Annotated in this window: 29 protein-coding genes and 2 tRNA genes; 15 read left to right on the top strand and 16 right to left on the bottom strand. The window is 69.5% G+C overall.

Annotation, left to right across the window (positions count from 1 at the left end):
• Positions 1-32: 32 nt before the first annotated feature.
• A complete protein-coding gene (locus tag BMW35_RS11040) occupies positions 33-1,091 on the bottom strand; it encodes an aldo/keto reductase (RefSeq protein WP_089669493.1) in 1,059 nt (352 codons plus the stop codon).
• Between the two features lie 88 nt (positions 1,092-1,179).
• On the opposite strand from BMW35_RS11040, the gene BMW35_RS11035 reads away from it, so the two are divergent.
• Genes BMW35_RS11035 through BMW35_RS11015 form a run of 5 tightly spaced genes read left to right on the top strand, consistent with a single transcriptional unit; the run spans position 1,180 to position 3,645 of the window.
• Entirely contained in the window at positions 1,180-1,386 is a 207-nt protein-coding gene (locus BMW35_RS11035) for a hypothetical protein (RefSeq protein WP_089669492.1), read from the top strand.
• Between the two features lie 57 nt (positions 1,387-1,443).
• Complete coding sequence (locus BMW35_RS11030) at positions 1,444-2,358, top strand: acyltransferase (RefSeq protein ID WP_089669491.1); 915 nt, start codon at positions 1,444-1,446, stop codon at positions 2,356-2,358.
• Positions 2,355-2,645: a DUF7577 domain-containing protein gene (locus BMW35_RS11025; RefSeq protein ID WP_245708166.1), complete on the top strand. Its 291-nt coding sequence runs from the start codon at positions 2,355-2,357 to the stop codon at positions 2,643-2,645. Before BMW35_RS11030 ends, BMW35_RS11025 begins: the two co-directional genes overlap by 4 nt.
• Complete coding sequence (locus tag BMW35_RS11020) at positions 2,642-3,352, top strand: Nmad3 family putative nucleotide modification protein (RefSeq protein WP_089669489.1); 711 nt, start codon at positions 2,642-2,644, stop codon at positions 3,350-3,352. The genes BMW35_RS11025 and BMW35_RS11020 overlap by 4 nt, the downstream gene beginning before the upstream one ends.
• Positions 3,353-3,384: 32 nt before the next feature.
• Entirely contained in the window at positions 3,385-3,645 is a 261-nt protein-coding gene (locus BMW35_RS11015; protein WP_089669488.1) for a glutathione S-transferase N-terminal domain-containing protein, read from the top strand.
• Between the two features lie 5 nt (positions 3,646-3,650).
• On the opposite strand, the gene BMW35_RS11010 is transcribed toward BMW35_RS11015, so the two are convergent.
• Positions 3,651-4,064, bottom strand: a complete 414-nt coding sequence (locus BMW35_RS11010; protein WP_089669487.1) for a DUF7988 family protein — start codon at positions 4,062-4,064, stop codon at positions 3,651-3,653.
• A gap of 129 nt (positions 4,065-4,193) precedes the next feature.
• Between BMW35_RS11010 and BMW35_RS11005 the strand changes: the two genes are divergently transcribed.
• A complete protein-coding gene (locus BMW35_RS11005) occupies positions 4,194-5,189 on the top strand; it encodes a DUF3592 domain-containing protein (protein ID WP_177170826.1) in 996 nt (331 codons plus the stop codon).
• 372 nt (positions 5,190-5,561) lie between these two features.
• Here the strand turns inward: BMW35_RS11005 and BMW35_RS11000 are convergent.
• Positions 5,562-5,632 (bottom strand) — tRNA-Gly (locus tag BMW35_RS11000).
• 172 nt (positions 5,633-5,804) lie between these two features.
• Here BMW35_RS11000 and BMW35_RS10995 point away from each other — a divergent pair.
• Complete coding sequence (locus BMW35_RS10995; protein WP_089669485.1) at positions 5,805-6,611, top strand: NAD+ synthase; 807 nt, start codon at positions 5,805-5,807, stop codon at positions 6,609-6,611.
• A gap of 13 nt (positions 6,612-6,624) precedes the next feature.
• On the opposite strand, the gene BMW35_RS10990 is transcribed toward BMW35_RS10995, so the two are convergent.
• Positions 6,625-7,293 carry an enoyl-CoA hydratase/isomerase family protein gene (locus BMW35_RS10990; protein WP_089669484.1) on the bottom strand — a complete coding sequence of 223 codons (669 nt, stop codon included), beginning with the start codon at positions 7,291-7,293 and terminating at the stop codon, positions 6,625-6,627.
• Positions 7,294-7,353: 60 nt separating this feature from the next.
• Between BMW35_RS10990 and BMW35_RS10985 the strand changes: the two genes are divergently transcribed.
• The 4 genes from BMW35_RS10985 (at position 7,354) to BMW35_RS10970 (ending at position 9,285) form a co-directional block, all read left to right on the top strand.
• The gene (locus BMW35_RS10985; RefSeq protein ID WP_089669483.1) at positions 7,354-8,019 is read left to right on the top strand and encodes a DUF7114 family protein; all 666 of its coding nucleotides are present in this window, start codon (positions 7,354-7,356) and stop codon (positions 8,017-8,019) included.
• A gap of 44 nt (positions 8,020-8,063) precedes the next feature.
• A tRNA-Thr gene (locus tag BMW35_RS10980) sits at positions 8,064-8,135 on the top strand.
• 110 nt (positions 8,136-8,245) lie between these two features.
• Positions 8,246-9,001, top strand: coding sequence for a class I SAM-dependent methyltransferase (locus BMW35_RS10975; protein WP_089669482.1), 756 nt, complete (start codon positions 8,246-8,248; stop codon positions 8,999-9,001).
• Between the two features lie 47 nt (positions 9,002-9,048).
• Positions 9,049-9,285: a hypothetical protein gene (locus tag BMW35_RS10970; RefSeq protein WP_089669481.1), complete on the top strand. Its 237-nt coding sequence runs from the start codon at positions 9,049-9,051 to the stop codon at positions 9,283-9,285.
• On the opposite strand, the gene BMW35_RS10965 is transcribed toward BMW35_RS10970, so the two are convergent.
• Together BMW35_RS10965 and BMW35_RS10960 are read right to left on the bottom strand one after the other, a co-directional pair.
• Complete coding sequence (locus tag BMW35_RS10965) at positions 9,282-9,878, bottom strand: response regulator (RefSeq protein WP_089669480.1); 597 nt, start codon at positions 9,876-9,878, stop codon at positions 9,282-9,284. The two genes, BMW35_RS10970 and BMW35_RS10965, sit on opposite strands and share 4 nt — an antisense overlap.
• 6 nt (positions 9,879-9,884) lie before the next feature.
• On the bottom strand, positions 9,885-11,396 hold the full coding sequence (locus tag BMW35_RS10960) for a PAS domain-containing sensor histidine kinase (protein ID WP_089669479.1): 1,512 nt from the start codon (positions 11,394-11,396) through the stop codon (positions 9,885-9,887).
• A 188-nt stretch (positions 11,397-11,584) separates the two neighbouring features.
• Between BMW35_RS10960 and BMW35_RS10955 the strand changes: the two genes are divergently transcribed.
• From BMW35_RS10955 to BMW35_RS10940, 4 genes are all read left to right on the top strand, one after another.
• Positions 11,585-12,541 (top strand): sialidase family protein, encoded by a 957-nt coding sequence (locus tag BMW35_RS10955; protein ID WP_089669478.1) that lies wholly within the window; start codon positions 11,585-11,587, stop codon positions 12,539-12,541.
• A 237-nt stretch (positions 12,542-12,778) separates the two neighbouring features.
• Entirely contained in the window at positions 12,779-13,648 is an 870-nt protein-coding gene (locus BMW35_RS10950; protein WP_089669477.1) for a dihydrodipicolinate synthase family protein, read from the top strand.
• Between the two features lie 108 nt (positions 13,649-13,756).
• Positions 13,757-14,524, top strand: a complete 768-nt coding sequence (locus BMW35_RS10945; RefSeq protein WP_089669476.1) for a DUF6517 family protein — start codon at positions 13,757-13,759, stop codon at positions 14,522-14,524.
• Positions 14,525-14,620: 96 nt separating this feature from the next.
• Entirely contained in the window at positions 14,621-15,121 is a 501-nt protein-coding gene (locus BMW35_RS10940) for a DUF7384 family protein (RefSeq protein WP_089669475.1), read from the top strand.
• On the opposite strand, the gene rdgB is transcribed toward BMW35_RS10940, so the two are convergent.
• The 10 genes from rdgB to BMW35_RS10890 form a co-directional block, all read right to left on the bottom strand.
• A complete protein-coding gene (gene rdgB, locus BMW35_RS10935) occupies positions 15,122-15,676 on the bottom strand; it encodes an RdgB/HAM1 family non-canonical purine NTP pyrophosphatase (RefSeq protein ID WP_089669474.1) in 555 nt (184 codons plus the stop codon). It lies immediately after the preceding gene.
• A gap of 38 nt (positions 15,677-15,714) precedes the next feature.
• Positions 15,715-15,990 (bottom strand): DUF5808 domain-containing protein, encoded by a 276-nt coding sequence (locus BMW35_RS10930; RefSeq protein ID WP_089669473.1) that lies wholly within the window; start codon positions 15,988-15,990, stop codon positions 15,715-15,717.
• A 69-nt stretch (positions 15,991-16,059) separates the two neighbouring features.
• Positions 16,060-17,697: a bifunctional N(6)-L-threonylcarbamoyladenine synthase/serine/threonine protein kinase gene (locus tag BMW35_RS10925; RefSeq protein ID WP_089669472.1), complete on the bottom strand. Its 1,638-nt coding sequence runs from the start codon at positions 17,695-17,697 to the stop codon at positions 16,060-16,062.
• A gap of 8 nt (positions 17,698-17,705) precedes the next feature.
• Complete coding sequence (locus BMW35_RS10920; protein ID WP_089669471.1) at positions 17,706-17,840, bottom strand: 30S ribosomal protein S27ae; 135 nt, start codon at positions 17,838-17,840, stop codon at positions 17,706-17,708.
• A gap of 2 nt (positions 17,841-17,842) precedes the next feature.
• Complete coding sequence (locus BMW35_RS10915; protein WP_089669470.1) at positions 17,843-18,157, bottom strand: 30S ribosomal protein S24e; 315 nt, start codon at positions 18,155-18,157, stop codon at positions 17,843-17,845.
• A gap of 56 nt (positions 18,158-18,213) precedes the next feature.
• Complete coding sequence (locus BMW35_RS10910) at positions 18,214-18,741, bottom strand: GTP-dependent dephospho-CoA kinase family protein (protein WP_089669469.1); 528 nt, start codon at positions 18,739-18,741, stop codon at positions 18,214-18,216.
• 2 nt (positions 18,742-18,743) lie between these two features.
• The gene (gene spt4 / locus BMW35_RS10905) at positions 18,744-18,941 is read right to left on the bottom strand and encodes a transcription elongation factor subunit Spt4 (protein ID WP_089669468.1); all 198 of its coding nucleotides are present in this window, start codon (positions 18,939-18,941) and stop codon (positions 18,744-18,746) included.
• Positions 18,942-19,514, bottom strand: a complete 573-nt coding sequence (locus BMW35_RS10900; protein WP_089669467.1) for a DNA-directed RNA polymerase — start codon at positions 19,512-19,514, stop codon at positions 18,942-18,944. It lies immediately after the preceding gene.
• Positions 19,515-19,880: a twitching motility protein PilT gene (locus BMW35_RS10895; protein WP_177170825.1), complete on the bottom strand. Its 366-nt coding sequence runs from the start codon at positions 19,878-19,880 to the stop codon at positions 19,515-19,517.
• An 11-nt stretch (positions 19,881-19,891) separates the two neighbouring features.
• Positions 19,892-21,130: a translation initiation factor IF-2 subunit gamma gene (locus BMW35_RS10890; protein ID WP_089669465.1), complete on the bottom strand. Its 1,239-nt coding sequence runs from the start codon at positions 21,128-21,130 to the stop codon at positions 19,892-19,894.
• Between the last annotated feature and the right edge of the window lie 95 nt (positions 21,131-21,225).

The following is a 21,225-nucleotide window of genomic DNA, read 5'->3' as shown; positions in this document are numbered from 1 at the left end:
TGCGCTCGCGACGAGTGGAGAACGTCGGTGCCTCAGTCGGCGGAGCCGAGAATGCCGGCGTCCCGGAGGTCGTCGCCGTCGACGCTCGTCCGGTAGTCCTCGTTCTCCATGCCGTCGAAGCGGTCGACGCCGAAGTTGTCGGCGTAGAGGTCGGCGACGCGCTCGCGCTCCTCGTCGCTGAGCGCGGGCGTCTCGGAGGCGTTCGACCACTCCTCGATGTCGGCCTTCGAGCGGAACGTCGGCGTGACGGTCGCGACCTCGTCGAAGCTGAGGAGCCACTGGATTGCGGCCTGCCCCATCGTGCGGACGCCATCCCGTTCGAGGAAGCGCAGGGCGTCGACCTTCTCCCAGCCCGTCTCGTACCACTCCTCGGGCCGGAAGCCGCGGTGGTCGCCCTCGCCGAGTTCGGTGTCAGGCGTGACCTGCTCGTTCAGGAGACCGGAGGAGTGCGGGACGCGCGGAATCAGGGACGTGGCCGCGTCCTGCTCGCGGACGGTGTCCACGAAGTGGTTGTGGACGTCCTGTTCGAGGATGTTCCCGACGTACTGCACGGAGTCGAACGCCTCCTCGATGGCGCGGTCGCCCTCGGCGAGCCAGCCGATGGAGGGGCCGAGCGCGACGCCGATTGCGTCGGCGCGGCCGTCCTCGCGGAGCTCGTCCAGCAGTTCGAGGACGTCCGGCGTGAGTTCGTCGACGTCCGGGTTGTGGAGCTGGAGGACGTCGACGTGGTCGACGCCGAGGCGGTCCATGGACTTCTCGACGGCGTCCCGGAGGTAGTCGACGGACATCTCCTTCGGGAGTTCGCCGTGGCCCGCCTGGGGGTTGTTGTAGAAGTCGTAGCCGACCTTCGTCGCGACCGTCATCTCGTCGCCGTGCTCGGCCAGGGACTTGCCGAGCAGTTCCTCGCTGCGGCCGTGGCCGTAGACGTCGCCCGTGTCGAAGTACGTGATGCCGTGGTCGAGCGCGTACTCCACCATCTCGAGGGCGTCGTCCTCGTCGCGGTCGCCCCACCAGTCCGTGCCGACGACCCACGCGCCGAACCCGACTTCGCTGACCTCGACGCCGGAGTCACCGAGCTCCCGATGTTGCATGGTTCCGAGTTGGGCGTTCTGCCACTTAGCGCCGACGGTTCCAGCGACTGGGGAACGTTTTAGTCGAGTGGATTCGACAGCCACGGGCATGGACGACGCCCTCCAGCGCAGACTCGACAGATTGACCTGGCTCGTGGCCGGCCTCCTCGTCGCCGTGCTCGCCCTGGGCTTCCACGAGTACGGCAACCAGTACCTCTCGACGCTCGTCGCGGTTCTCGTGTTCGGTGGTCTCGCCGTCGTCGCCCTGACGGTTGTGTGGTCGCTGGGCGACCTGGCGGCCGGTGACGACGCGTAACCGGCGGGAGCCGTCGGGACGAAAACCACTATCCGTACCGGCAGTCCACTACGGGACATGACCAAGCGACACGTCTCGCTGCCCGCAGACGCCGAGGCGACCCGGCGGGCGTTCGTGTCGGACGTCGACGAGCGGCTGTCCGTCGCCGAGACGCCCGACGAGCTCGCCGACGCCGTCACGGAGACGCTCGTGGACCTCCACGGGGCGCGGGACGCCTACGAGGCCTGGCTGGACGACGACGCCGACGTGTCGCCGACCGCGGCGGCGCGGCTGGCGAACTTCGACCCGCGGAACGCCACCCTCGAATCGGAGTACTACGCGGAGAAAGACGAGGACGCGTTCGCGCGCTCGAAGCCCCTGCAGTGGCTGTGGCGGCAGTTCGACGGCACGCCGCTGGCGGACAACGTCGAGTTCGCGCTGTCGTTCCGCCGGATGCTCGCCGACCACCTGTTCGCGGACGTCGGCGAGGGTGTCCGGCTGTTCAAGGGCATCTCGATGACGTACGGTCACAACATCGAACTCGGGGACGACGTCGTCGTCCACGACGACGTCCACCTCGACGACCGCGGCGAGCTCGTGGTCGGTGACCGCGCGAGCGTCAGCGACGGCGCGCACGTCTACACACACGATCACGACGTCGTCGACCAGACCGAGGTGACGAACTACCGCACCGAAATCGGCGACGACGCCCGCGTCACGCAGGGCGCGCTCGTGCGGGCCGGCGTCCGCGTCGGCGAGAACGCGCTGGTCGGCTCCCGGTCGGTCGTCCAGGGCGACGTGCCGGACCACCACATCGCCGTCGGGAGTCCGGCGGAGAGCGTCCGCGTGAAGCCGGGCTGGGAGTCGGTCGCCGCGCCGCTGTCGGACGCCGGCGAGCGCAACCAGGACCAGCGGCGGCTCGACGACGACTTGCCGGCGGACCTCGACGCGTACGACGAGTTCGGCCGCGACCTGTCGCCGCCGGACGCGTGAGCAACCGAAAGCTCAAGACCGAGGGCGTGTTAGTGACACGCATGGAGTGGGGGCTGTTCGTGCTCGCGATGCTGTTCGTGGCCGCGCTCCAGTTCGTGGTGTGGCGGCGCATCCAGAGCGGCAACGTCGGCGTCTCCGACGCTACCGCGCCCCGCGACCAGAGCCACCCGGTCGACCTCACGAGCGAACCCGACGACCCGGAGGCAATGCTGTGCCCGGCCTGCGGCGCAGAGAACGAGGTCTGCTACGACTTCTGTCGGCGCTGCGTGGGTAGCCTGGGACCGTGACGCGGGCCGTCGCCGTCAACGTCGCGGCGAACACGAACCAGCCGGGGTTCCGCGGCCCACTACGAGCCGACGGCTCGTTCGTCTACGTCCCCATCCCGGAGAGCCAGCCGACGGCCGGCAACGCCCCCACGTACGCTGACCTCGACCTCCCGACAGACGTGCCGGAGGACAGCCGCGACACGCCCGTCCACCTCGACCCGTCGTTCGCCGAGTACCCCTGCTGTGAGCGCTACACGTACGGCGACCCTCACGGCGTGAAGGCCCGGCCGCTGCTCGACCTGGCGGCGGGCGACCGCGTCTACTTCTACGCGACACTCGACGCCCCGGACGAGCCCGCCGACTGGATGCCGCCGGACTGGGGCGCGTACCTCCTCGGCGAGTTCACGCTCGCCCGCGACCCCCTCACGGGCGACGAGTTCACCGCCCTACCGGACGACGAGCAGGTGGCGTTCGCGGGGAACGCCCACCTGCGGCGGGACCCCTTCGACGCCGCCGTGATGCTCGCCGGCACCGACGACTCGCGGCTGTACGACGGTGCCGTCCCGCTCAGCGGGGCCCGGGGCGTCGACGCGAACCGCGCGGTCACCGAGTGGTCGTCGGACTCCGGGAAGGGACCGTGGTGGCGTCGCCCCCTGCGGTACGACGAGGACGGCGCTGCCCGCCTGCACGAGTGGGTCGAGCGGGAGACGTATCCAGCCGTCCGCTGACGCTTACGTGGCTGGCCGTCGAACGGTCTGGTGTGCTGGAACTCTACCAGTCGGAGGGCTGCCCGTACTCCGCGACCGTCCGCGAGACGCTCTCAGATCTCGGAGTCTCATACGTCGCCCACAACCCCCGGCTCCCCGGCGACGAGGGCGGCGACGTCACGAACGAACGCACCCACGACGAACTTCAGGCCGGTGGGGACGACGAAATCCCGTACCTCGTCGACACCGACCGCGAGGAGGCGCTGTACGGCAGCGACGACATCGTCGAGTACCTGGAGACGCACTACGCGTAGCCGGCTCAGCGGACCACGGCGTCGACGGCCACGTCGCCCCGGCGCTCGTAGCGGTGCTGGTTCGTGAGCCGGAACGCCTGCAGTTCGACGACGAGCCGGCCACCGTCGAGCGTCGCGCGCAGCACCGGCCCGCGGCCCGTTACGGTGACGTACGGCGGCGCTGCCACCGGCGCTGCCGACAGCGCTCCGCCCGCGGCCTCGACAGCCGCCACGAGCACGCCCGGCAGCCGACTGAGGACGCCGCGCTCGGCGAGCGTCGACTCGAACGCGTCGGCGAGCGCGGTACCGGTTTCGAAGCAGTCCCCAGCATCTCCCTGCGCGGCGCGCTCGACCGCGTCCGCACTCTCTCCGACGGCCGCGACGACGTCCGCGTGTTCTGTCAGCACGCACTCTCGGGCGGCCGGAGCGTCGAGTGACACGGCCCGGTTTCGCTCGCCTCGCACAAAGAACGTTCCGGGTTCGCGAGCGCTGGCGGCTGCAGGCGGAGTTTCGTGGCGTGACACGGTCCGCCAGATATTATGCCGTCGGCGCTGTCAGCAGCGCGTAGGATGCAGTTCACCGTCGGCGAGACGCCAGTCACGGTCACGAAGTGGACTGTCGTCGCGCTGTTGCTCGCGACCGCCTGCGCCGGCTACGGGGGGTACGACTACGTCCAGCAGTCGGCGGCCGTCGAGGACGCCGTGGCCGTCGACGCGACCATCCACGAGGCGGCTGTCGAAAGTGACAGCGGCGGCCGTCGCAGCGGCATCCAGTACGGGTTCGACGTCGAGTTCACCTACCGCTACGAGGGCACGGAGTACACGAGCGACCGCGTGTTCCCGGGGAGCATCAGTCGCCAGTACGACTCCCGGAGCGACGCCGAAGCCGTCCTCGAACCCTACGAGCCGAACGCGACCGTGACCGCGTACGTCGACCCGTCTGCCCCGGGCGAGGCGTTCCTGGAGCGCCAGACGACCTCCGGTCCGTTCGTGTTCGTCGGCGGCGGCGCGGTCGTCTTCGCGCTGGTCGCACTGAACGCCATCGGCGCACGCGACCCCGGACAGCACACCGACCTCCGGCCGGAGCGAGAGTCGACCGACGCGGACGCCGGGACGCTGCTCGGCGTCGACCGGAACGCCGTCAACACCGCGAGCAAGCGCCTGATGGTCGCCGGACCGGTGCTGGTGCTCGTCTCGGTGCTCGCGCTCGTCGGCATCCTCCTCGCCGCCGGCGGTGGCGCGCCGGGCGCGTCCCCGACGCTGGAGTCGGAACCCACCGACCCGGCCGGCCTCGCCGTCTTCGGATTGGCCGGCGGTCTGGGGCTCCTCGTGCTCGGCGTCGTGCTGTATCTCACCTGGTCGTTCGGGGAGTACCGTCGCGTCCGCGCCCGCGTCCGCGAACCACGGCCGCCCAGCCCATTCCGACACCCGAGTCGGCTCGTCACCATCCTCGGCACCGACGACGACGACCTCGACGCATACGGCTGGCGCGTCAAACGCACCGGCTTCGCGCTCGCCGTGCTCGCCGTCCTCGGAGCCGTCGTCGCAGAGCTACTGGTGTTCTGACCGGCCGCGAGCCCTCGCGAGGCAGTGTCCGTCCGCGTCCACGTTCGGCGACACGGCCGTCGCTGGCGGTTCGAGTTCCAGAGGAGTGCGCTGGCCGGGAGTGAGCAGTCCGCAGGACTGCGAACGTCGGAAGACGCTACGCGTCTTCCGGAAATCTCGTGAGCGGAGCGAACGAGACGTCGGCAGCGCACGAGCTGTCGAACGAAGTGAGATTGCGAAGTGCGCTGGCCGGGAATTGAACCAGAGCCAGACGTGCTCGCTCACTGTGTTCGCTGCGCGCGACTGGCAGGGCTCAATTCCCTCGCGAAGCCACGTGACGAATCGAACGAACAGCGACACAGCCGTCGCTGGTCGGTTCGAGTTTCAGGGGAGTGCGCTGGCCGGGAATTGAACCCGGGCTATGAGCTTGGGAAGCTCATGTCCTACCACTAGACCACCAGCGCCCGTTGCACTTGCGCTGTACCTCGCGAACCCGTCGGGTCCGCTCACCACCAGCGCGCGACCGGGATTTGTCTGCGCCTGCACTTGAACGTAGCGCTTCGCGGAGTGGACGTTCGTCCAAGTTTCTCGCCCGGGCGCGGGGGTTTTAGTCGCGGTGCGCCGAATCTAGGGGCGATGAGTGCCCCAGAGACCGTCGAGCCGCTCGACCTTCGCTTCTCGGACGCCGAACTCGCGGACCGTCGAGACCGCATCCAGTCGTTCGTTCGAGAAACTGTCGACGCCGCGGGTGCCGAGCGCTGCGTGCTCGGGCTCTCGGGCGGCATCGACTCGACGACCGTCGCGCACCTGACCGTCGACGAACTCGGCGCGGACGCCCTGCACGGACTCGTGATGCCGGGCGCGGTGTCCAGCGACGAGAACATGAGCGACGCCGAGCGCGTCGCCGAGGACCTCGGCATCGAGTACGACGTCGTCGAAATCGACCCGTTCGTCGACCAGCTCGCAGACATCTACCCCGACGCGGCCGACGACGAGCTCGCGGTCGGGAACGCTCGCGCGCGGACGAGAGCCGTCCTGAACTACTTCGTCGCGAACCACGAGCAGGGCCTCGTGCTGGGGACGGGGAACCGCGCGGAGGCGATGACGGGCTACTACACGAAGTACGGCGACCAGGCCGTCGACTGCAACCCCATCGGGAATCTCTACAAGATGCAGGTCCGGCAGCTCGCCCGCGACCTCGGCGTCCCCGAGGACCTCGTGACGAAAGCGCCGACCGCGGGGCTGTGGGCCGACCAGACCGACGAGGGCGAACTCGGCGTCGGCTACGATGTCATCGACGCCGTGCTCGCCGTCCACGTCGAGGGCGGCGTCCCGGCGAGCGCGACGGCCGACCACCTCGGCGTCGACGCGACCGTGGTCGAGACCGTCCGGGAGCTCTACGAGGCGAGCGAGCACAAGCGCGCGATGCCGCCAGCGCCGTAACGCCGGAGAGCCGCTATTCGTCGAGCAGTCGGCCGAACGCCGCCGCTTCGCGGTCGTCGGTCGTCTCCCGGTCGCCGTCCACCCGCAGCAGCGGCGTCAGTTCTCGGAGCGCGTCCGGGTCGTTGGCCGCAATCTCTTCGGCGACCCGCCGCGGGTCGTCGACGACCCGGGAGACCAGCCCCATCTCTCGGGCTTCGTCCGCGTCGACGGCTCGACCCGAGAGCGAGAGGTCGGCGGCGTGCGTGGAGCCGACCGCCTGCCGGAGCCGCCGGGTGCCGCCCCAGGCACCGAACAGGCCGAGAGTGACTCCGGTCTCCGCGAACGACGCGCGCGGCGTGCAGACGCGGACGTCGCAGGCGAGCGCGAGTTCGACGCCGCCACCCCGGGCGGGGCCGTCGACGCCCGCGACCACGACGCTGTCGGCGTCCGCGATAGCGTTCATCGTGCGCTGGCCGCGGCGGGCGAACGCCTGCCCGGATTCGCCGTCCAGACGCTGGACTGTGTCGAGGTCGGCACCGGCGCTGAACGCGTCGCCAGCACCGTGGACGTAGACGACGGGCTGGGCGGCCGACTCGACGCACTCTCGGAGGCGGTCCAGTCCGTCGCGCGTGAGAGCGTTTCGCTTGGCCGGCCGGTCGAGGAGAATCTCGCGCAGGTGGTCGCCGTCGGTCACCGAGAGCATGCCGGTGGCTAGGTGTGGTTTCCAAAGGTCTTTGCCGTTGCCACCGCTAGTCCGACCAAGATGGACGAGGCCGAGCAGGTAAGTGCCGCCGCCAGAGAGGCCGTCGCGGACGTCGAACCCGACGGGCTCCGGGCGGTCATCGACGACCACGTCGCGTCGTCCTCGATGCTTCCGGGCGTCCTGACCGTTCTCAGCGCCCGCGTCGTCGACGGTGCGGTCGACGACCACGCCGCATCCCGACGAGCAGCCGGTGTGCAGCTCATCTACGACGGGCTGCGCGTCACGCGCTCGCTGGTCGCCGCCGAGCCGTGGACGCACGCCGACGCCGACGACCCGACGGCCGACCTCGACATCCTCGCCGCCGACGTGCTCGTCGCACGGGGATTCCGGCTGCTCGCGCGCACCGAGGCTGCCGAGCAGGCCGTCGAGACCGTTCGGGCGTTCGGCCGCGAGCAGACCGACCAGCACGCCGACCGCACGCCGACCGACCGCGGCCTGGAGGCGAACGTCTTCGAGCTCGCCGCCATCGCCGGCGGTTCGACGTCCGGCTCCGAAGCGCCGGTGCCGCTCCGGCAGTACCTCGTGGGCCTCGCCGACAACCACGGCGAACCGCCGCTGCCGGACTCCGGCGACGCGCTCCCGGAGGGCGTCGAGGACGTGATGGCGCGAGTCGGCACCCAGACGGGGGACGACCGGGTCGGCACGCCGTCCGTCGGCGACCGCTGAATCGAAACGCCTAAAGTTACTCCCGAACCTTTCTCGGAATGCGTGCCTGGGTAGCTTAGCGGTAAAGCGCGTCCTTGGTAAGGACGAGACCCCGGATTCAAATTCCGGCCTAGGCTCTTCCTGCGAAGCGACAAATCGTGGAGTTTCATCTCTACGGAACCGAAACGAGTGTCGAATCGCGGAACCCCCGGCAACGCTTATACTGCGTCGCTCCGACGAACCCGAAGTGAGCGAACCAGAGGGGTTTTCTGCACCGCTGGCAGCGTTCTACGAGGCCACCCACGACTACGGTGACGTGGGCGATGAGGGGTTCTACGTCGGCGCGGCGACGGCGGCTGACGGACCCGTACTGGAGGGAGCCTGCGGGAGCGGCCGGCTCTATCTGGAGTTCTGTCGACAGGGCGTCGACGCCGACGGCTTCGACGCGTCCACCCCGATGCTGTCACTGCTCCGCGAACAGGCGGCCAGAGAGGGGTTGTCGCCGGCGGTCTGGCAGGCGGACCTGCGGACGGTCGGGGCCGACCGGACGTACGAGCTGGCAGTAGTGCCGTACAACTCGATGTGCGTCCTCCAGACCGTTGACGACCAGCTCGCGGCGCTGCGCTCGCTGTACGACGTGCTGGCCGACGGCGGTCGCCTGCTGTTCGACGTTTACGTCCCTCGCTACGAGGTTGTCGCGGAGTCGTTCGGTGAGTGGCACAGTGTCCGGGAGTTCGAGTACGGCGACGAGACGCTGACTGGCCGGTCGCGGGCCATACTCGCCGACGAGACGGCACAGACCTACCGCACCGAACAGGAGCTCCGCGACGCTGGCGGCGAGGTCGTCGCCCGAGACGAGTTCGTACTCTCGCACCTGCCAGCCCAGCAGGTCGAGTTGCTCGCCCGACAGTCCCCGTTCACCGAGTGGACGGTCAACGGTGGGTTCGACGGACAGCCGCTCGGTGACGGGGACGACGTGCAGGTCTGGGAGCTGGTGAAGTGACACAGCGTCCTCGAAGCCTCAAGTACCGGGGCGACGTACTCCCGTCCATGGACGCGGAAACCGTCGAAGCCTACAACGGGAACACGGTGGAGATAGCGCCCCAGCATCCGCTGGAGTCCGGCGGGGCGCGCGTGGAGGTGACCGACGAGGACGGCACGAAGTGGGAACTCGACCTCGACCGCGACGGCAGTTACGAGGTCGTGGCGTCCTGGGACGAGACCGGGGCGCTGGCGGACGTCGCGGTGCCGGAGTACGTCGAAGACCTGCTGACGCGGATGGGCTAGAAGAGCTTCGCGAACTCGTCGTCGTCGAGGTCCTCGATGACCGACTGGGTCTCGTTCTGGAGGTCGCGTTCGCGGTCGCGGAGTCGCTGGTACTCGTCGTTGTCTTCGAGCGCGGAGTCGGGGAGTTCGGCTTCGAGCGTCACGCGCTTCTGGACGACCGCGTAGAGGTCGTCGACGGAGTCGTCGTACTGTTCGAGGTCGAGCAGGCGGCCGACCACGTCGTGGAGCGCGTCGCCGTCGACGGGCTTCTGGACGTACTCCTCGAAGGGCAACTCGACGATGTCGAAGTCGGGGTCGACGCCGGTGACCATCGCCACCCGGCAGTCGAGTCCCCGGTTCCGGAGTTCTTCGAGGACCTCGTCGCCGGTCGTCCCCGGCATCTGTCGGTCGAGCAGCGCCACGTCGACGCTGTCGTCGGCCACCTCGAGGGCCTCCTCGCCGCTGGTGGCGGTCAGCACGCGGTAGTCGTCCTCCAGCCAGAGGGCGAACGCCTCGACGACGCGTGGTTCGTCGTCGACAGCGAGGACGACCGGGCGGTCGTCGGTGTCCGTAGTCGTCGCGGTGTCCGTGTCGTCGGGTGTGCGTGAGTCCATGTGTAGTCACCTCGGGTGAACGTCGAAGCGGGCTCCACCGGCCGCGGATTCGGACGCCTCGATGGTCCAGCCGTGGGCCGTGACGACGTCCCGGACGATGCTCAGGCCGAAGCCCGTGCCGTCCTCGCTGGTCGTGTAGCCGTAGTCGAAGAGCTGTTCGGGGTCGGCGTCGCCGAAGCCGGCCCCGTCGTCGGCGACGTAGAAGCCGTCGTCGGTGGGGCCGAGCGTGACCGTGACGGCGTCACCGCCGTGTGTCACCGAGTTCCGGAAGAGGTTCTCGAGGAGTGTGCGGAGGCGTTCGCCGTCCGCCTGCAGCGTCGGGAGGTCGGGGTCGACGTCGAGCGTGGCGTCGTCGGTGCCGGCGGTCGACCACGCGTCGTCGGCGACCGCTGCCAGCGAGACCGGCTCCGTCTCGCCGACGGCCTGGCCGTGCTTGGCGAGCGTGAGAACGTCCTCGACGAGTTCCTCCATGCGGTCGAAGATGGTTTCGAGGTCGTCGAGAGCCGTCTCGTCGCCGGCTTTCGCGAGCGCGGTGGTGGCCCGGGCGGACTGGATGGGGTCTCTGAGGTCGTGGGAGACGATGCTCGCGAACCGTTCGAGGCGCTCGTTCTGTCGTTCGCGTTCGGCTTCGCGTTCGGCGCGGGCGAGCGCGGCCTCCGTGTTCGCCGCGAGGATGCGCACGAGGTGTTTCGTGTGGTCGTCGAAGTTGGCGGTGTCGGTGTCCGCGACGAGCAGGACGCCGTGGTCGCCGAGCGGGACGGCGTACTCGGCGGCGACCGGCCCGTCGGGGCGGTGGACGGGGACGTCGCGGTCGTCGTCCTCGTGGTACTCCGCCGGGTCGCCGGACTGGAACGCCTGCCACGCGAGGCTGCCGTCCGCGAGCGTCGGTGCCTCCCCGAAGAGGTCGACCGCGTCGTCGCTCTGTGCGGCCGGTCGCAGCACGTTGCTGGCGGCGTCGTGGCGGTACAGGGAGGCCAGCGGGAAGCCGATGACGTCGACGGCGGCGTCCACGGCGCAGTCGCCGATGGCCGAACTGGTGCGGGCCTCCATCAGCGCTCGCGCCGTGGCCTGGAGGGATTCGAGCGTCTCCTCGTAGGACTTCCGGGCGGAGATGTCCCGCATGATGCCGGAGAACACGCGGTCGTCCTCGTGGACGTGTTCCTCGAACGTGATCGAGAGCGGAATCTCGTGGCCGTCGGCGTGTTCGGCGGGCAACTCGATGTTGCTCCAGTCGAGTTGGCGTTCGCCGGTGTCGAGGTAGCGGTCGACGGCGTCGAAGTGGTCGGCGCAGAATCGCTCGGGCATGACAGCGGTGAGTTTCTCGCCGATCAGGTCCTCCGGTGCGTACCCGAAGACGCGCTCGACCGCCTGGTTGGCGTACCGGATGGTGCTGTGTTCGTCGATAGTGACGATGGCGTCCGACCCGTTGTCGACCAGCGAGCGGAAGAACTCCGCGTCCTGGGCGAGTGCGTCGAGATCTGGGACGCTGCGGTCGTCTGACGGTCCCGAGGCGGCCATTACCTGTACGGGGGGCTCGCGCAGTTGTAAAGCTACGGGCAGCGGGGGTCGCCACGGCGACCCAACCCGGGTTTCGACCCCACCGCAAGGACAGAACCCGATTGATTCGCCTGAACTGGGTTTATCTCAGTTCGACCGAAGACGGTATTAAGTTCGTGTCGCTCCCAGGCTCACCCGGGTCGATTCCAATGACCGACCACACACGACGGACGTTCCTGCGCGGCGCTGGCGCTGCGACCGCCGCGCTCGCAGGCGTCCCCCTGACAGTATCGGCCGCCGACGGAGACAGCTGGACCGTCGCAGAAACCCCGACCGGGAACACCCTCTACGACGTCGCCTACGCGGCCGACGGTGCGTACGCCGTCGGTGCCGGCGGCGTCGTCCTGGAGCGCACGGACCGCGGCTGGCGGAAGCTCCTCGACGGCGGCCCGACGGGCAACGGGAACAGCCTCCACGGGCTGGACGTCACCGACGACGGCGACCGCCTCTGGTTCGCCGGGTCCTCCGGCGCTATCGGCGAGTACGACATCCCCGCGCGGACGCTGTACAGCCACTCCGCGCCGATGGACATCACGAACAACTTCAACGGGGTCGCCGTCCGGGGCGAAGCCGGCTCGGCGAACGTCTACGTCGCCGGCGACTCGGGGAAGATATACTACAGCTTCGAGAACGGCGCGACCGGCACCTGGGACTACGTCACGCCCGGGAGCGGGAGCGCCGTCAACGCCATCGACTTCCACGGCCCGCGCTCCGGGCACGCCGTCGACGGCAACAAGACAGTCTTCGTCACTGACGACGGCGTGACGTGGGAGAAGCTCGGCATCGAGAACGCGAACGTGAACTTCTACGGCGTCGACAGCGACGGCGACGGCGACGTCACCGTCTCCGCGGGCGGCGGCGTGGTGCACAACTGGAACGGCTCGTCGTGGACGCCCGAGGACACCGGCGACGCCGGCCTGCGCGACGTGGAGGCCGACGGCGTCGACGCGCTCACGGTCGGCGGTGGCGGCGCGGTCTACCGCCGCGACAGCGCCGGCTGGACGCGGGAAGCGACGCCGACCGGCCAGAACCTCACGGCCGTGACGCCCGTCGACAGCAGCATCGAACTCGCCGTCGGCGCGGGCGGCACCATCCTCGAACGGTGACGTAGCGGCCGCTCGGAGCCGAACCGCGTCGCAGTCGTTCTCCGCGTGTGTATGGCCCGGCAGCGGCAGCGCTGCCGGGCGTGGTCCACATCGAAAGCGGGAGTGGGAGAGTGCCGGACGCGCGGGGGGAGGAGGAGTCGCGCGTCCACTCGGCCGGTTTCGCTGTCGGTACTTAAATCCGCGTCAGACGTTCGGCCGACCACAACCGTCATCGGGCGGCGGGTCGATGGGTGGCCCATGCAGGGACTCGGCGTACCGCTGGCGACACCGTTCGACGACGACGGCGACGTGGACCACGACGCGCTCGGCGCGCTCGCCGAGTGGGTGACCGACCGGGGCGTGGACTTTCTCGTCCCCTGCGGGTCGAACAGCGAGGCGGAACTGCTAACGGCCGACGAGCGCACGGCCGTCGTCGAGACGGTCGCGGACGCCGCGCCGGACGACGTGCCCGTGCTCGCCGGGACGGGTGCGCCCGGTCTCCGTGAGACCCTCGAACTTACCGAGGGCGCGGCCGGCGCGGGTGCCGACGGCGCGCTCGTCGTCACGCCGTTCTACTTCGACCACGGCGACGACGACGTGGCCGCCTACTACCGGGCAGTCGCGGACGACGCCCCGATTCCGGTCTTTCTCTACAGCGTCCCGAAGTACACCGGCTACACGCTTCCGCCCGCGGTGGCCGGTGACCTCGCCGACCACCCGAACGTCGCCGGAATGAAAGACTCTGGGGGCGACCTCGCCGCGTTCCAGCGGACGCGCGCTCGCACCGCCGACGCTGACTTCGACCTCCTGGTCGGCAGCGGCGGCGTGTTCGCGCCCGCGCTGGACGCCGGCGCGGACGGCGGCGTGCTGGCGCTCGCGAACGTCGCGCCCGAAGTCGCCAGCGAGATACTGGACGCCCACCGCAGCGGCGACGACGACCGCGCACGTAACCTGAACCGCGCGGCCGTCGACCTCAACCACGCCGTCACGGCCGGCCACGGCGTCGCCGGGCTCAAAGCCGCGATGCGCTCCCGCGGCGCGCCCGCGGGCACCGTGCGCTCGCCGCACCGCCCGGTCGACGACGACACCGCGGCCGACCTCGCCGCGCTTGTCGACGACGCGCTGTGAGGCCGTCGACCCAGTGACCGGGGCGGTCGACTGAACACACAGACCATCGTGTTGCACGGCCTACACCGGCCAAAACACCCATACGCGCGCAGCGACGGAGAGAGGTGTATGAACCGCCGCAGATTCATCGGGGGAGCGAGCGTCGTCGGGCTCGGCGCTCTGGCTGGCTGTACGAACGCGCTCGGCACGGTCGCGCCGCCCGAGGTCCCGGACGAGCAGCTGGACGAGGGCGGCTGGGAGCAGACCGACCGCACCGAGGAGACGGTTCTCGACCGGTCCTACGGCCCCGTGAACGTCACCGCGAAGTCCACCACGCTGCTGTTCAGCGACACGGCGCTCGCGTCGGAGGTCACGGACAAGACCCTCGACCGCATCGAGGGGACGATGGCCATCTACGCGGCCTCACACATCAACTTCGACCCGAACCTCAACAACCTCCCGGCGGACATCGGCAAGAAGGAGGTCGTCAACGAAGTGGAGAGCCAGGCCCGCTCGCAGTTCGAACAGCAGATGCGCGACCAGGGCCTCGAGAACGTCGAGCGCGTCGGCGAGGCCGAGTTCACCACGGACTCCGGGAAGAACCCGGGACTGGCGACGTACCGCGGCGAGTTCCCAGTCGGCACCATCGAGTTCGACACGGACGGTGAGACGTTCGCGCTCGACGTCGGTGCAATCGAAGTGGCCGGCGATGTCGCGGTCTGGAACGAGGGCGACTACGTCGTCGTCGCCGGTGGTGCCTACCCGGACGAGAACTACGCCGACACCGTGACCCGCGACCTCTCGGACGCAATCACCGTCACTGTCGACGTCGACCTCGGGCTGACGCCGGACGAGTACCGCGAGGAGACCCGGCGTCTGATGGCAGCGACGAAGTGATGCCCGACCACGACTGGCGGGCGCTCTTCGACCGAGCCGCGGACGCCGGTGTGACGGTCGGGGACGTTCAGGACGCGCTCGCGAACCGCCGCAGCGATGACTGACGCAGGACGGAGCGACGCGAGCGGCGACGGCCCCGACCCCGCCGCGCTCGCAGCGGACGCCGACGTGCTCGCCGCAGACCTGTTCGTGGACGGCGACGCCCGAGACGCCATGGACGTGGTGCGCGCCCACGACTGGGTGACACTCGTCGCCAGCGAACCACTGCTCAACGACGCCGAAGCGGTCGTCGCCGCGCTCGCCGACGACGACCTCGCAAGCGACTGGCGCGAGACCATCGAGGCGCTGGCGACGGTCGTGGACCACCCGGACGGCGACCACCCGGCGCTGTCGGCCGCCGTCCACGGCAGCGCCGCCCACGTGCTCTCGATGGACGGACGGCTACAGTCCGCAGCGACGGGCGCTATGCTCTCGAAGAGAGCGGACGTCAGCGTGAAGTCGCCGGCGGCGTTCGCGCGGCTGTTCGACCCCGAGCGACTGTACCCGACTGTCGTCGGCGGCGAGTACCCGGGCCCCGACCGCGACCCCCGCGAGTAATCAGGTGTCGCCGTCGGCGAGCCAGTCGGCGAGCTTCGCGAGCGCGCGGCCGCGGTGGCTCAACGCGTTCTTCCGGTCGGTCTCCATCTCCGCGAACGTCGCGCCGTCGTGCTCGAAGATGGGGTCGTAGCCGAAGCCGCCGTCGCCCCGGGGTGCCACGATAGTACCCTGAACCGCGCCGTCGAACGTCTCGGTCGTCTCGCCGTCCGTGTACGCGACGACACAGCGGAACGCGGCCCGGCGGTCGTCGAGGTCCTCGGCCAACTCCCAGACGCGCTCGACGCCGAGCGTGTCCTCCACGTACGCTGAGTACGGACCCGGAAAGCCGTCTAGGTCCCGGACGAAGAGCCCCGCGTCGTCGACGATGACGGGCGCGTCGCCCTCGCTGGCCTCGTAGGCTTCGGCCGCGCCCTCGGCGGCGATGGTCGCGAGGTCGTCGCTCTGGACTTCCGTGTAGTCGTAATCGAACTGTTCGACGCTGCGCAGGCCCGCGAGGTACTCCTCGGCTTCCCGGACCTTCCCGGCGTTCGTCGTGACGAACCGGAGCGTGCTCATGCCCGAGCACTCTTACTCCGGGGAGAAGATGGCGTCGGTTAGTCGTCGACGACGACCTCGACGGCCTCGTCGACCGCCGACTCGTCGCTGTCTTCGTCGGACCCCTGCTGCTGGTAGAGCAGCACACCCGCGACCGCAAGCACGATCCACGACCGCCAGTTCGCGAGGTTCAGCGTGTAGCCGACGCCGAACGGCTTCTCGACGAGCATCCCCTCGCCGGGCTGCCAGTACGACGACAGCATCTTCGAGAGTTTCGGGCGCTCGAAGTTGTACGGCACCCCGAACAGTTCCCCACTGGTGGGTTTCTCGGCCATACCCTCACTTCGACGCCGGCGGTCATATCAGTTGGGGCTCAAGTCGGGTCGCGTCGGCCGCGGCCCGGCTCAGTCGTCCTGGTACCGCCCGCGACCCTCGATGGCGCGCAGTTGGTCGAGCACCGCCGAATCACCGACTGTCCGGTAGGACTGCTCGAACGCCGCCACGAGCGCGTCCGCGTCGTCCGCGGTGCCCGCGAGGCTCTGCTCGAAGACGTGGCAGTCCATCGCGTAGTCCTCCACGTCGTCCGTGTAGTAGCCGAGCCCGAAGTCGATGAGGAACGTGCGGTCGTCTTCGGGACCCACCCGTTGCTCACGGGTCGCTTTGCTCCCCGTTCGCTCGTTCGGTGGGTCCTGCGGACCCACCCGGACGTTTCTCGTCGTCGGGTCGCCGTGCACGAACCCGGCGCGGTGAATCGCAGCGAGGTGCCGGCCCACGTCCCGGACCCGCTGCTCGCTCAGGGCGTCCCGGAGGTCGCTGTCGCCGACGTGCTGGAGTTCGATGGTCGCCTCGGGAACGTCGACGTCCCAGACGAGCGGCGTCGGGACGCCCTGCCGCCGCGCCTCGCTCGTCAACCGGGCTTCGAGGACGGTGCGGTCCCGCCGCAGGCGGTCGTCCAGTCGCTCGTGGCGGTAGCGCTTCGGGACGCGCTCTTTCACGACGCGGTCGGCCTCGATGGTGACGGTGGCTTCCGCGCCCTGCCGGACCGCCCCCTCGCGGGCCGGCGGTGCCTCGGGCGCGCGCCACGTCACCGGCACCTCGTCCGGCCGGAAGTGCGAGTCGATAGCGGAGTCGTCGACGTCGAGGGTGTCGCCGGCTTCGGCCATCCGTGCACCGAGCACCGCAATCATTCCGGCGTTGTCCCGCAGGAACCGGGGTTCGGGCGCGTAGAACTCCGCGCCGCGCGCCTCGCACATCTCCGCGAGCATCGACCGGAGCCTGTCGTTCTGCCCGACGCCGCCACCGAGGACGAGTTCGTCGCGACCCGTCAGCGCGAGCGCGCGCTCCGAGACCTCCGTGAGCATCGCGAAGACCGTCTCCTCCAGCCCCCGACAGACATCGTCGACGGGGACGCCGTCGTCGACGGCCTGCTTGGCGGCGCTCATGATGCCCGAGAACGAGAAGTCCATCCCCTTCACGACGTACGGCAGCTCCGTGTACTCGCCGTCCGCCGCATGGGCCTCGACCTTCGGGCCGCCGGGGTGCTGCCAGCCGACGTGCCGCGTGAACTTGTCGATGGCGTTGCCGACGCCGGTGTCCATCGTCTCCCCGAGCACGCGGTACCGGCCGTTCCGGTACGCGAGCACGTGCGCGTTCGCGCCGCTCGCGTTCAGGCAGACCGGCGCGTCGAACCCGGACCCGTGACGCCCGATTTCGAGATGGGCCACCATGTGGTTGACGCCGACCAGCGGCACGTCCAGCGTCTGAGCGAGCGCGCGCGCCGCCGACCCGACGATGCGCAGGCAGGGGCCGAGGCCCGGCCCCCGGGAGAACGCGACCGCGTCCACGTCACCGTCCGCCTCGTCGAGAATCGTCTCGATTACTCGGGGAATCGCCTGCCGCATGTGCTCGGCGGCCTCACGCGGGTGAATACCGCCGCTGTCCGGCTGGTACGCGTCAGACTCGATGACGACAGAATCAGCGTCGGCGTCGTACAGCGCTGCACTCGCGCACCACGCGGTGCCCTCGACGCCGACGACGCGCATCTACGTCGCTACTCCCACTCGGTGAACCCGCACTTCCCACAGACCTGCCGGTCGCCGTGGTCCGCGAGGAACGTGTCGCCGCAGCGCGGGCACATGTCCTTCTCGGTGGTGCCGTCGTCGTTGTAGTAGTCGCCGCGCGCCATCTTTAGGCCTCCTCCGTCTCCGCGTCGGCGTCCTCCTCGGTGCCGATCTTGTTCCGTTCGAGCATGTGGTCGTGCTCGATTTCGGCGGCCTCCGCCGGGGAGTCGTAGACCTTCGCCTCGCCGCGGGTCTTCCGCATCCCGAACTTCGTGTCCAGCTTCTGGACGACAACCTCCTCGGAGTCCTTGTCCAGCTTCGCCGCGAGGCTGTCGCGAACGGACAGCCGCGACGGGCTGGCGTCCTCGTGAACGATCTCGAAGTCGACCTCGGTCCGGTGGAGCAGAGGGTTGTCCTCCTGCCCCAGAATCTCGATTTCCATGGTCAGTTATGACGTACTTGCGCGCGAAATCTGTAAAAGCATTTCGACACGCCGCCTCAGTCCACGAGCCGCCAGAACGCCTCGGTCGTCTCGAGGCGCTCGGCGAGTTCACGCATCCGCGACCGGAGGTCGGCGTCGACGGTCGCCAGCACCATTCCCTCGCCGGGCTGCCCGTAGACGACGCTCGCGCCCTCGGGCACCGCCAGCACCGCAGGGACCACGGCGAGGTCCTCCTCGCCGTCGACCTCGATGACCGTCTCGCCGTCGCCGTCGATGGCCGTCACGAGCGCGTCGAGGAGGTCCCGGGAGACCGTCGCCGGATCGCTCGCCACCGAGACGTCCGCGGGCGGCAGCCCCTCGCTGACCTCGTCGGTGACCGCCTCGCGTTCCGTCCGCCCATCGATTACCGCGACCTTCGGCGTGTGTCCGGCCGCCACCAGATGGTACGTCACCACGTCGCCCACGGTGACAATCGGGCTGCCGGCGTCCGCCAGCAGGCGCTCGGCGGCCGTGTAGACCGGACCAACGGGGTCCTTGAACGCGTCCCGCGCCTCCTCGGGGAGGGTGGCGACCGCGTCGCTCACGCTCAGCGGACCTTCAGCGCGTACTCGCCCGCCTCACTGACTTCCATCTTCTCCGCGATCTCGGACTCCTCGGGGTGCGTGACGACCACGTAGCCCGCCCAGTCCTCGGTGAGGCTGTTCGACTGGCAGTGCGGACACCGCTCCTCGTCGGGCTCCACGATGCGGTGGCAGTCGTGGCACGCGAGTCGGTTCGACGCCATCTATTGGCCCTCGCTGCTGGCTTGCTCCTGCTCGCGGGTCTCGCGGAGCCAGCCGTGCTTCCCGAGGCCGGGCTGTTTCGCCGTGAGCCCGATCTTGGACTCCCGGGGGTTGCGCTCGTCGATGCTCTTGGTGACGATGCGCGCCCGCACCGCGTCACCCGTGCCGAGAATCTGGTTCGACTCTCGGGAGGCCAGCTGCTGGTTCTCCTCGTCGAAGGCCAGGTACTCGTCGCTGATCTGGGAGACGTGCAGCAGACCGTCAACGGGCCCGATGCCGACGAACGCGCCGAAGCTGACGACCTCGACGACCTCGCCGTCGACGACCTCCTGCATCTCGGGCTCGAACGTGACGGCGTCGAACTCCGCCTCGTAGTAGACGCCCGGACGGTTCGGCAGCACCGCGCCCTCGCCGAGGTCGTGGACCTCGGTGACGGTGACGACGCTGCCGACGTCCTCGTCCATGCGCCCTTCGAGTTTGTCCTGTAGCAGTCGCTTCACCAGGTCCGGACCGACGTCCCCGAGGTGCTCGGGTGGGACCTCAATCGTGTCTTTCAGCCGTGCTCGCTTGTACATCTATGGTCGAGTGATAGTCAGTTGCGTCCGACCCCTTAAATGAATTACCGGCGCGCCCGCGTCGAGCACGCGCTCTTTCAGGGGGCCGTCGTTCGTCGCGACAGCGTCCACGTCGCCGCCCGCCGCGAGCGCGTGGAGCGCGTCGTCCGCGTACGATTCCTCCGTCTCGACGGTGTCACACCGGTCTGCCAGGTCCGCCGCCACGCTCGCCGCCGTCGCCGTCTCCCCGTTGCCCGCGCGGAGCTCCGACAGCTCCTCGCGGACGGACTGGGGGACGACGCCGTCGTAGTCGCCGAGCAGGCCGTCCAGCTCCTCGAAGAGCCGGAGGTTCTGCTCGACCGGCAGCATCAGCGCGTTGGCGTCCATGGCGACCCGCATCACTCCGTCAGCGTCCCGACGCCGATGAGCCGCCAGCGCGCGCCGACCCGGCGGTTGATGGCGATTTTCGCCCCAGCGGGCGCACAGACCGGGCGCTTGAGTGCGACCTCGCACTCGCCGCCGCGCGCGCTCGTCACCGAGCCGACGGTGGTGGCGGTGCCGACGGTGAGCATCAGCGGCTCACCGGTCGAGATGTTCTCGATCTCCTCGCCCTCTTCGGCACCGACGAGGCGCTCCAGGAGGTCGACCTCCATCTCGAAGGAGTTCCACGTCGGCGGCAGCGTGCCGGGCGGTCCGGCGACCTGTCCGGCGAGCGCGTCGCCCTTCGTCAGGCTCGGGTCGAGCCCCGTGCCGACACCGAGCAGCCCGCCCGGCGAGGCACTGTCGACCGACTCGCCGCCGGCCTGAATGCTCCGGATGTCGGTGCTCACGGACCGCCACTCGGTCTGGCCGCCCTCCTCGACCTCACGTCCCGGGCGGAGTTCGATCTCCTCGTCGGGTTCGAGTTCGCCCTGCACGAGGCTGCCACCGAGCACGCCGCCCATCAGCCCGCCGTACTTCGTGCCGGGGCGGTTGATGTCGAACGACCGCGCGACGTACATCCGGGGGTCCGCCGTCGGGTCGCGGTCCGGCGTCGGAATCTCGGATTCGAGGGCGTCGATGACGAGGTCGACGTTGATCTCCTGCTCGGCGGAGATGGGGACGATGGGCGCGTCCTCCGCGACGGTGCCCTCGACGAACTCCTTGATCTCCTCGTAGTTCTCTCGGGCCTCGTCGGCGTCCACGAGGTCGACCTTGTTCTGCGCGATGACGATGTTCTCGATGCCGATGATGTCCAGCGCCATGAGGTGCTCCTCGGTCTGGGGCTGGGGCACCGGCTCGTTCGCGCCGACGACGAGCACCGCGCCGTCCATCAGCGCCGCGCCCGACAGCATCGTCGCCATCAGGGTCTCGTGGCCCGGCGCGTCGACGAACGACACCGTCCGCACGATTTCGGTCTCGGTGTCGTGCTCGTCGCACGTCTCCGCGACCGTGTAACACTCCGGCTCCTCGCAGTCAGGGCACCGACGCAGCGTCGCGTCGGCGTACCCGAGGCGGATGGAGATGCCGCGTTTCATCTCCTCGGAGTGCTGGTCTGTCCACTCGCCACTGAGCGCGCGGACCAGGGTCGTCTTCCCGTGGTCGACGTGCCCGACCAGTCCGATATTCACCTCCGGTTGTCGGTGTTCATCTGCCATGTTCACAGAGTAATCTTGCGTGAATTTCGCCCCGAACGACTGATAAACCTACTGTTACGGAGGCGACGCCACGACGCCCGGTTCTCGCGTTCGTC

Source organism: Halobacterium jilantaiense (assembly GCF_900110535.1).
GTDB lineage: Archaea > Halobacteriota > Halobacteria > Halobacteriales > Halobacteriaceae > Halobacterium > Halobacterium jilantaiense.
Note: the sequence above shows the minus strand (reverse complement) of the source record. Positions and strands in the feature narration are given on the sequence as shown.

Bases quoted from the DNA above. Each gene is read 5' to 3' on its own strand.
- BMW35_RS11040 (WP_089669493.1), bottom strand. From the start codon at position 1,091: ATGCAACATCGGGAGCTCGGTGACTCCGGCGTCGAGGTCAGCGAAGTC.
- BMW35_RS11035 (WP_089669492.1), top strand. From the start codon at position 1,180: ATGGACGACGCCCTCCAGCGCAGACTCGACAGATTGACCTGGCTCGTG.
- BMW35_RS11030 (WP_089669491.1), top strand. From the start codon at position 1,444: ATGACCAAGCGACACGTCTCGCTGCCCGCAGACGCCGAGGCGACCCGG.
- BMW35_RS11005 (WP_177170826.1), top strand. From the start codon at position 4,194: ATGCAGTTCACCGTCGGCGAGACGCCAGTCACGGTCACGAAGTGGACT.
- BMW35_RS10995 (WP_089669485.1), top strand. From the start codon at position 5,805: ATGAGTGCCCCAGAGACCGTCGAGCCGCTCGACCTTCGCTTCTCGGAC.
- BMW35_RS10990 (WP_089669484.1), bottom strand. From the start codon at position 7,293: ATGCTCTCGGTGACCGACGGCGACCACCTGCGCGAGATTCTCCTCGAC.
- BMW35_RS10985 (WP_089669483.1), top strand. From the start codon at position 7,354: ATGGACGAGGCCGAGCAGGTAAGTGCCGCCGCCAGAGAGGCCGTCGCG.
- BMW35_RS10970 (WP_089669481.1), top strand. From the start codon at position 9,049: ATGGACGCGGAAACCGTCGAAGCCTACAACGGGAACACGGTGGAGATA.
- BMW35_RS10965 (WP_089669480.1), bottom strand. From the start codon at position 9,878: ATGGACTCACGCACACCCGACGACACGGACACCGCGACGACTACGGAC.
- BMW35_RS10960 (WP_089669479.1), bottom strand. From the start codon at position 11,396: ATGGCCGCCTCGGGACCGTCAGACGACCGCAGCGTCCCAGATCTCGAC.
- BMW35_RS10955 (WP_089669478.1), top strand. From the start codon at position 11,585: ATGACCGACCACACACGACGGACGTTCCTGCGCGGCGCTGGCGCTGCG.
- BMW35_RS10950 (WP_089669477.1), top strand. From the start codon at position 12,779: ATGCAGGGACTCGGCGTACCGCTGGCGACACCGTTCGACGACGACGGC.
- BMW35_RS10945 (WP_089669476.1), top strand. From the start codon at position 13,757: ATGAACCGCCGCAGATTCATCGGGGGAGCGAGCGTCGTCGGGCTCGGC.
- BMW35_RS10940 (WP_089669475.1), top strand. From the start codon at position 14,621: ATGACTGACGCAGGACGGAGCGACGCGAGCGGCGACGGCCCCGACCCC.
- rdgB (WP_089669474.1), bottom strand. From the start codon at position 15,676: ATGAGCACGCTCCGGTTCGTCACGACGAACGCCGGGAAGGTCCGGGAA.
- BMW35_RS10930 (WP_089669473.1), bottom strand. From the start codon at position 15,990: ATGGCCGAGAAACCCACCAGTGGGGAACTGTTCGGGGTGCCGTACAAC.
- BMW35_RS10925 (WP_089669472.1), bottom strand. From the start codon at position 17,697: ATGCGCGTCGTCGGCGTCGAGGGCACCGCGTGGTGCGCGAGTGCAGCG.
- BMW35_RS10920 (WP_089669471.1), bottom strand. From the start codon at position 17,840: ATGGCGCGCGGCGACTACTACAACGACGACGGCACCACCGAGAAGGAC.
- BMW35_RS10915 (WP_089669470.1), bottom strand. From the start codon at position 18,157: ATGGAAATCGAGATTCTGGGGCAGGAGGACAACCCTCTGCTCCACCGG.
- spt4 (WP_089669468.1), bottom strand. From the start codon at position 18,941: ATGGCGTCGAACCGACTCGCGTGCCACGACTGCCACCGCATCGTGGAG.
- BMW35_RS10900 (WP_089669467.1), bottom strand. From the start codon at position 19,514: ATGTACAAGCGAGCACGGCTGAAAGACACGATTGAGGTCCCACCCGAG.
- BMW35_RS10895 (WP_177170825.1), bottom strand. From the start codon at position 19,880: ATGGACGCCAACGCGCTGATGCTGCCGGTCGAGCAGAACCTCCGGCTC.
- BMW35_RS10890 (WP_089669465.1), bottom strand. From the start codon at position 21,130: ATGGCAGATGAACACCGACAACCGGAGGTGAATATCGGACTGGTCGGG.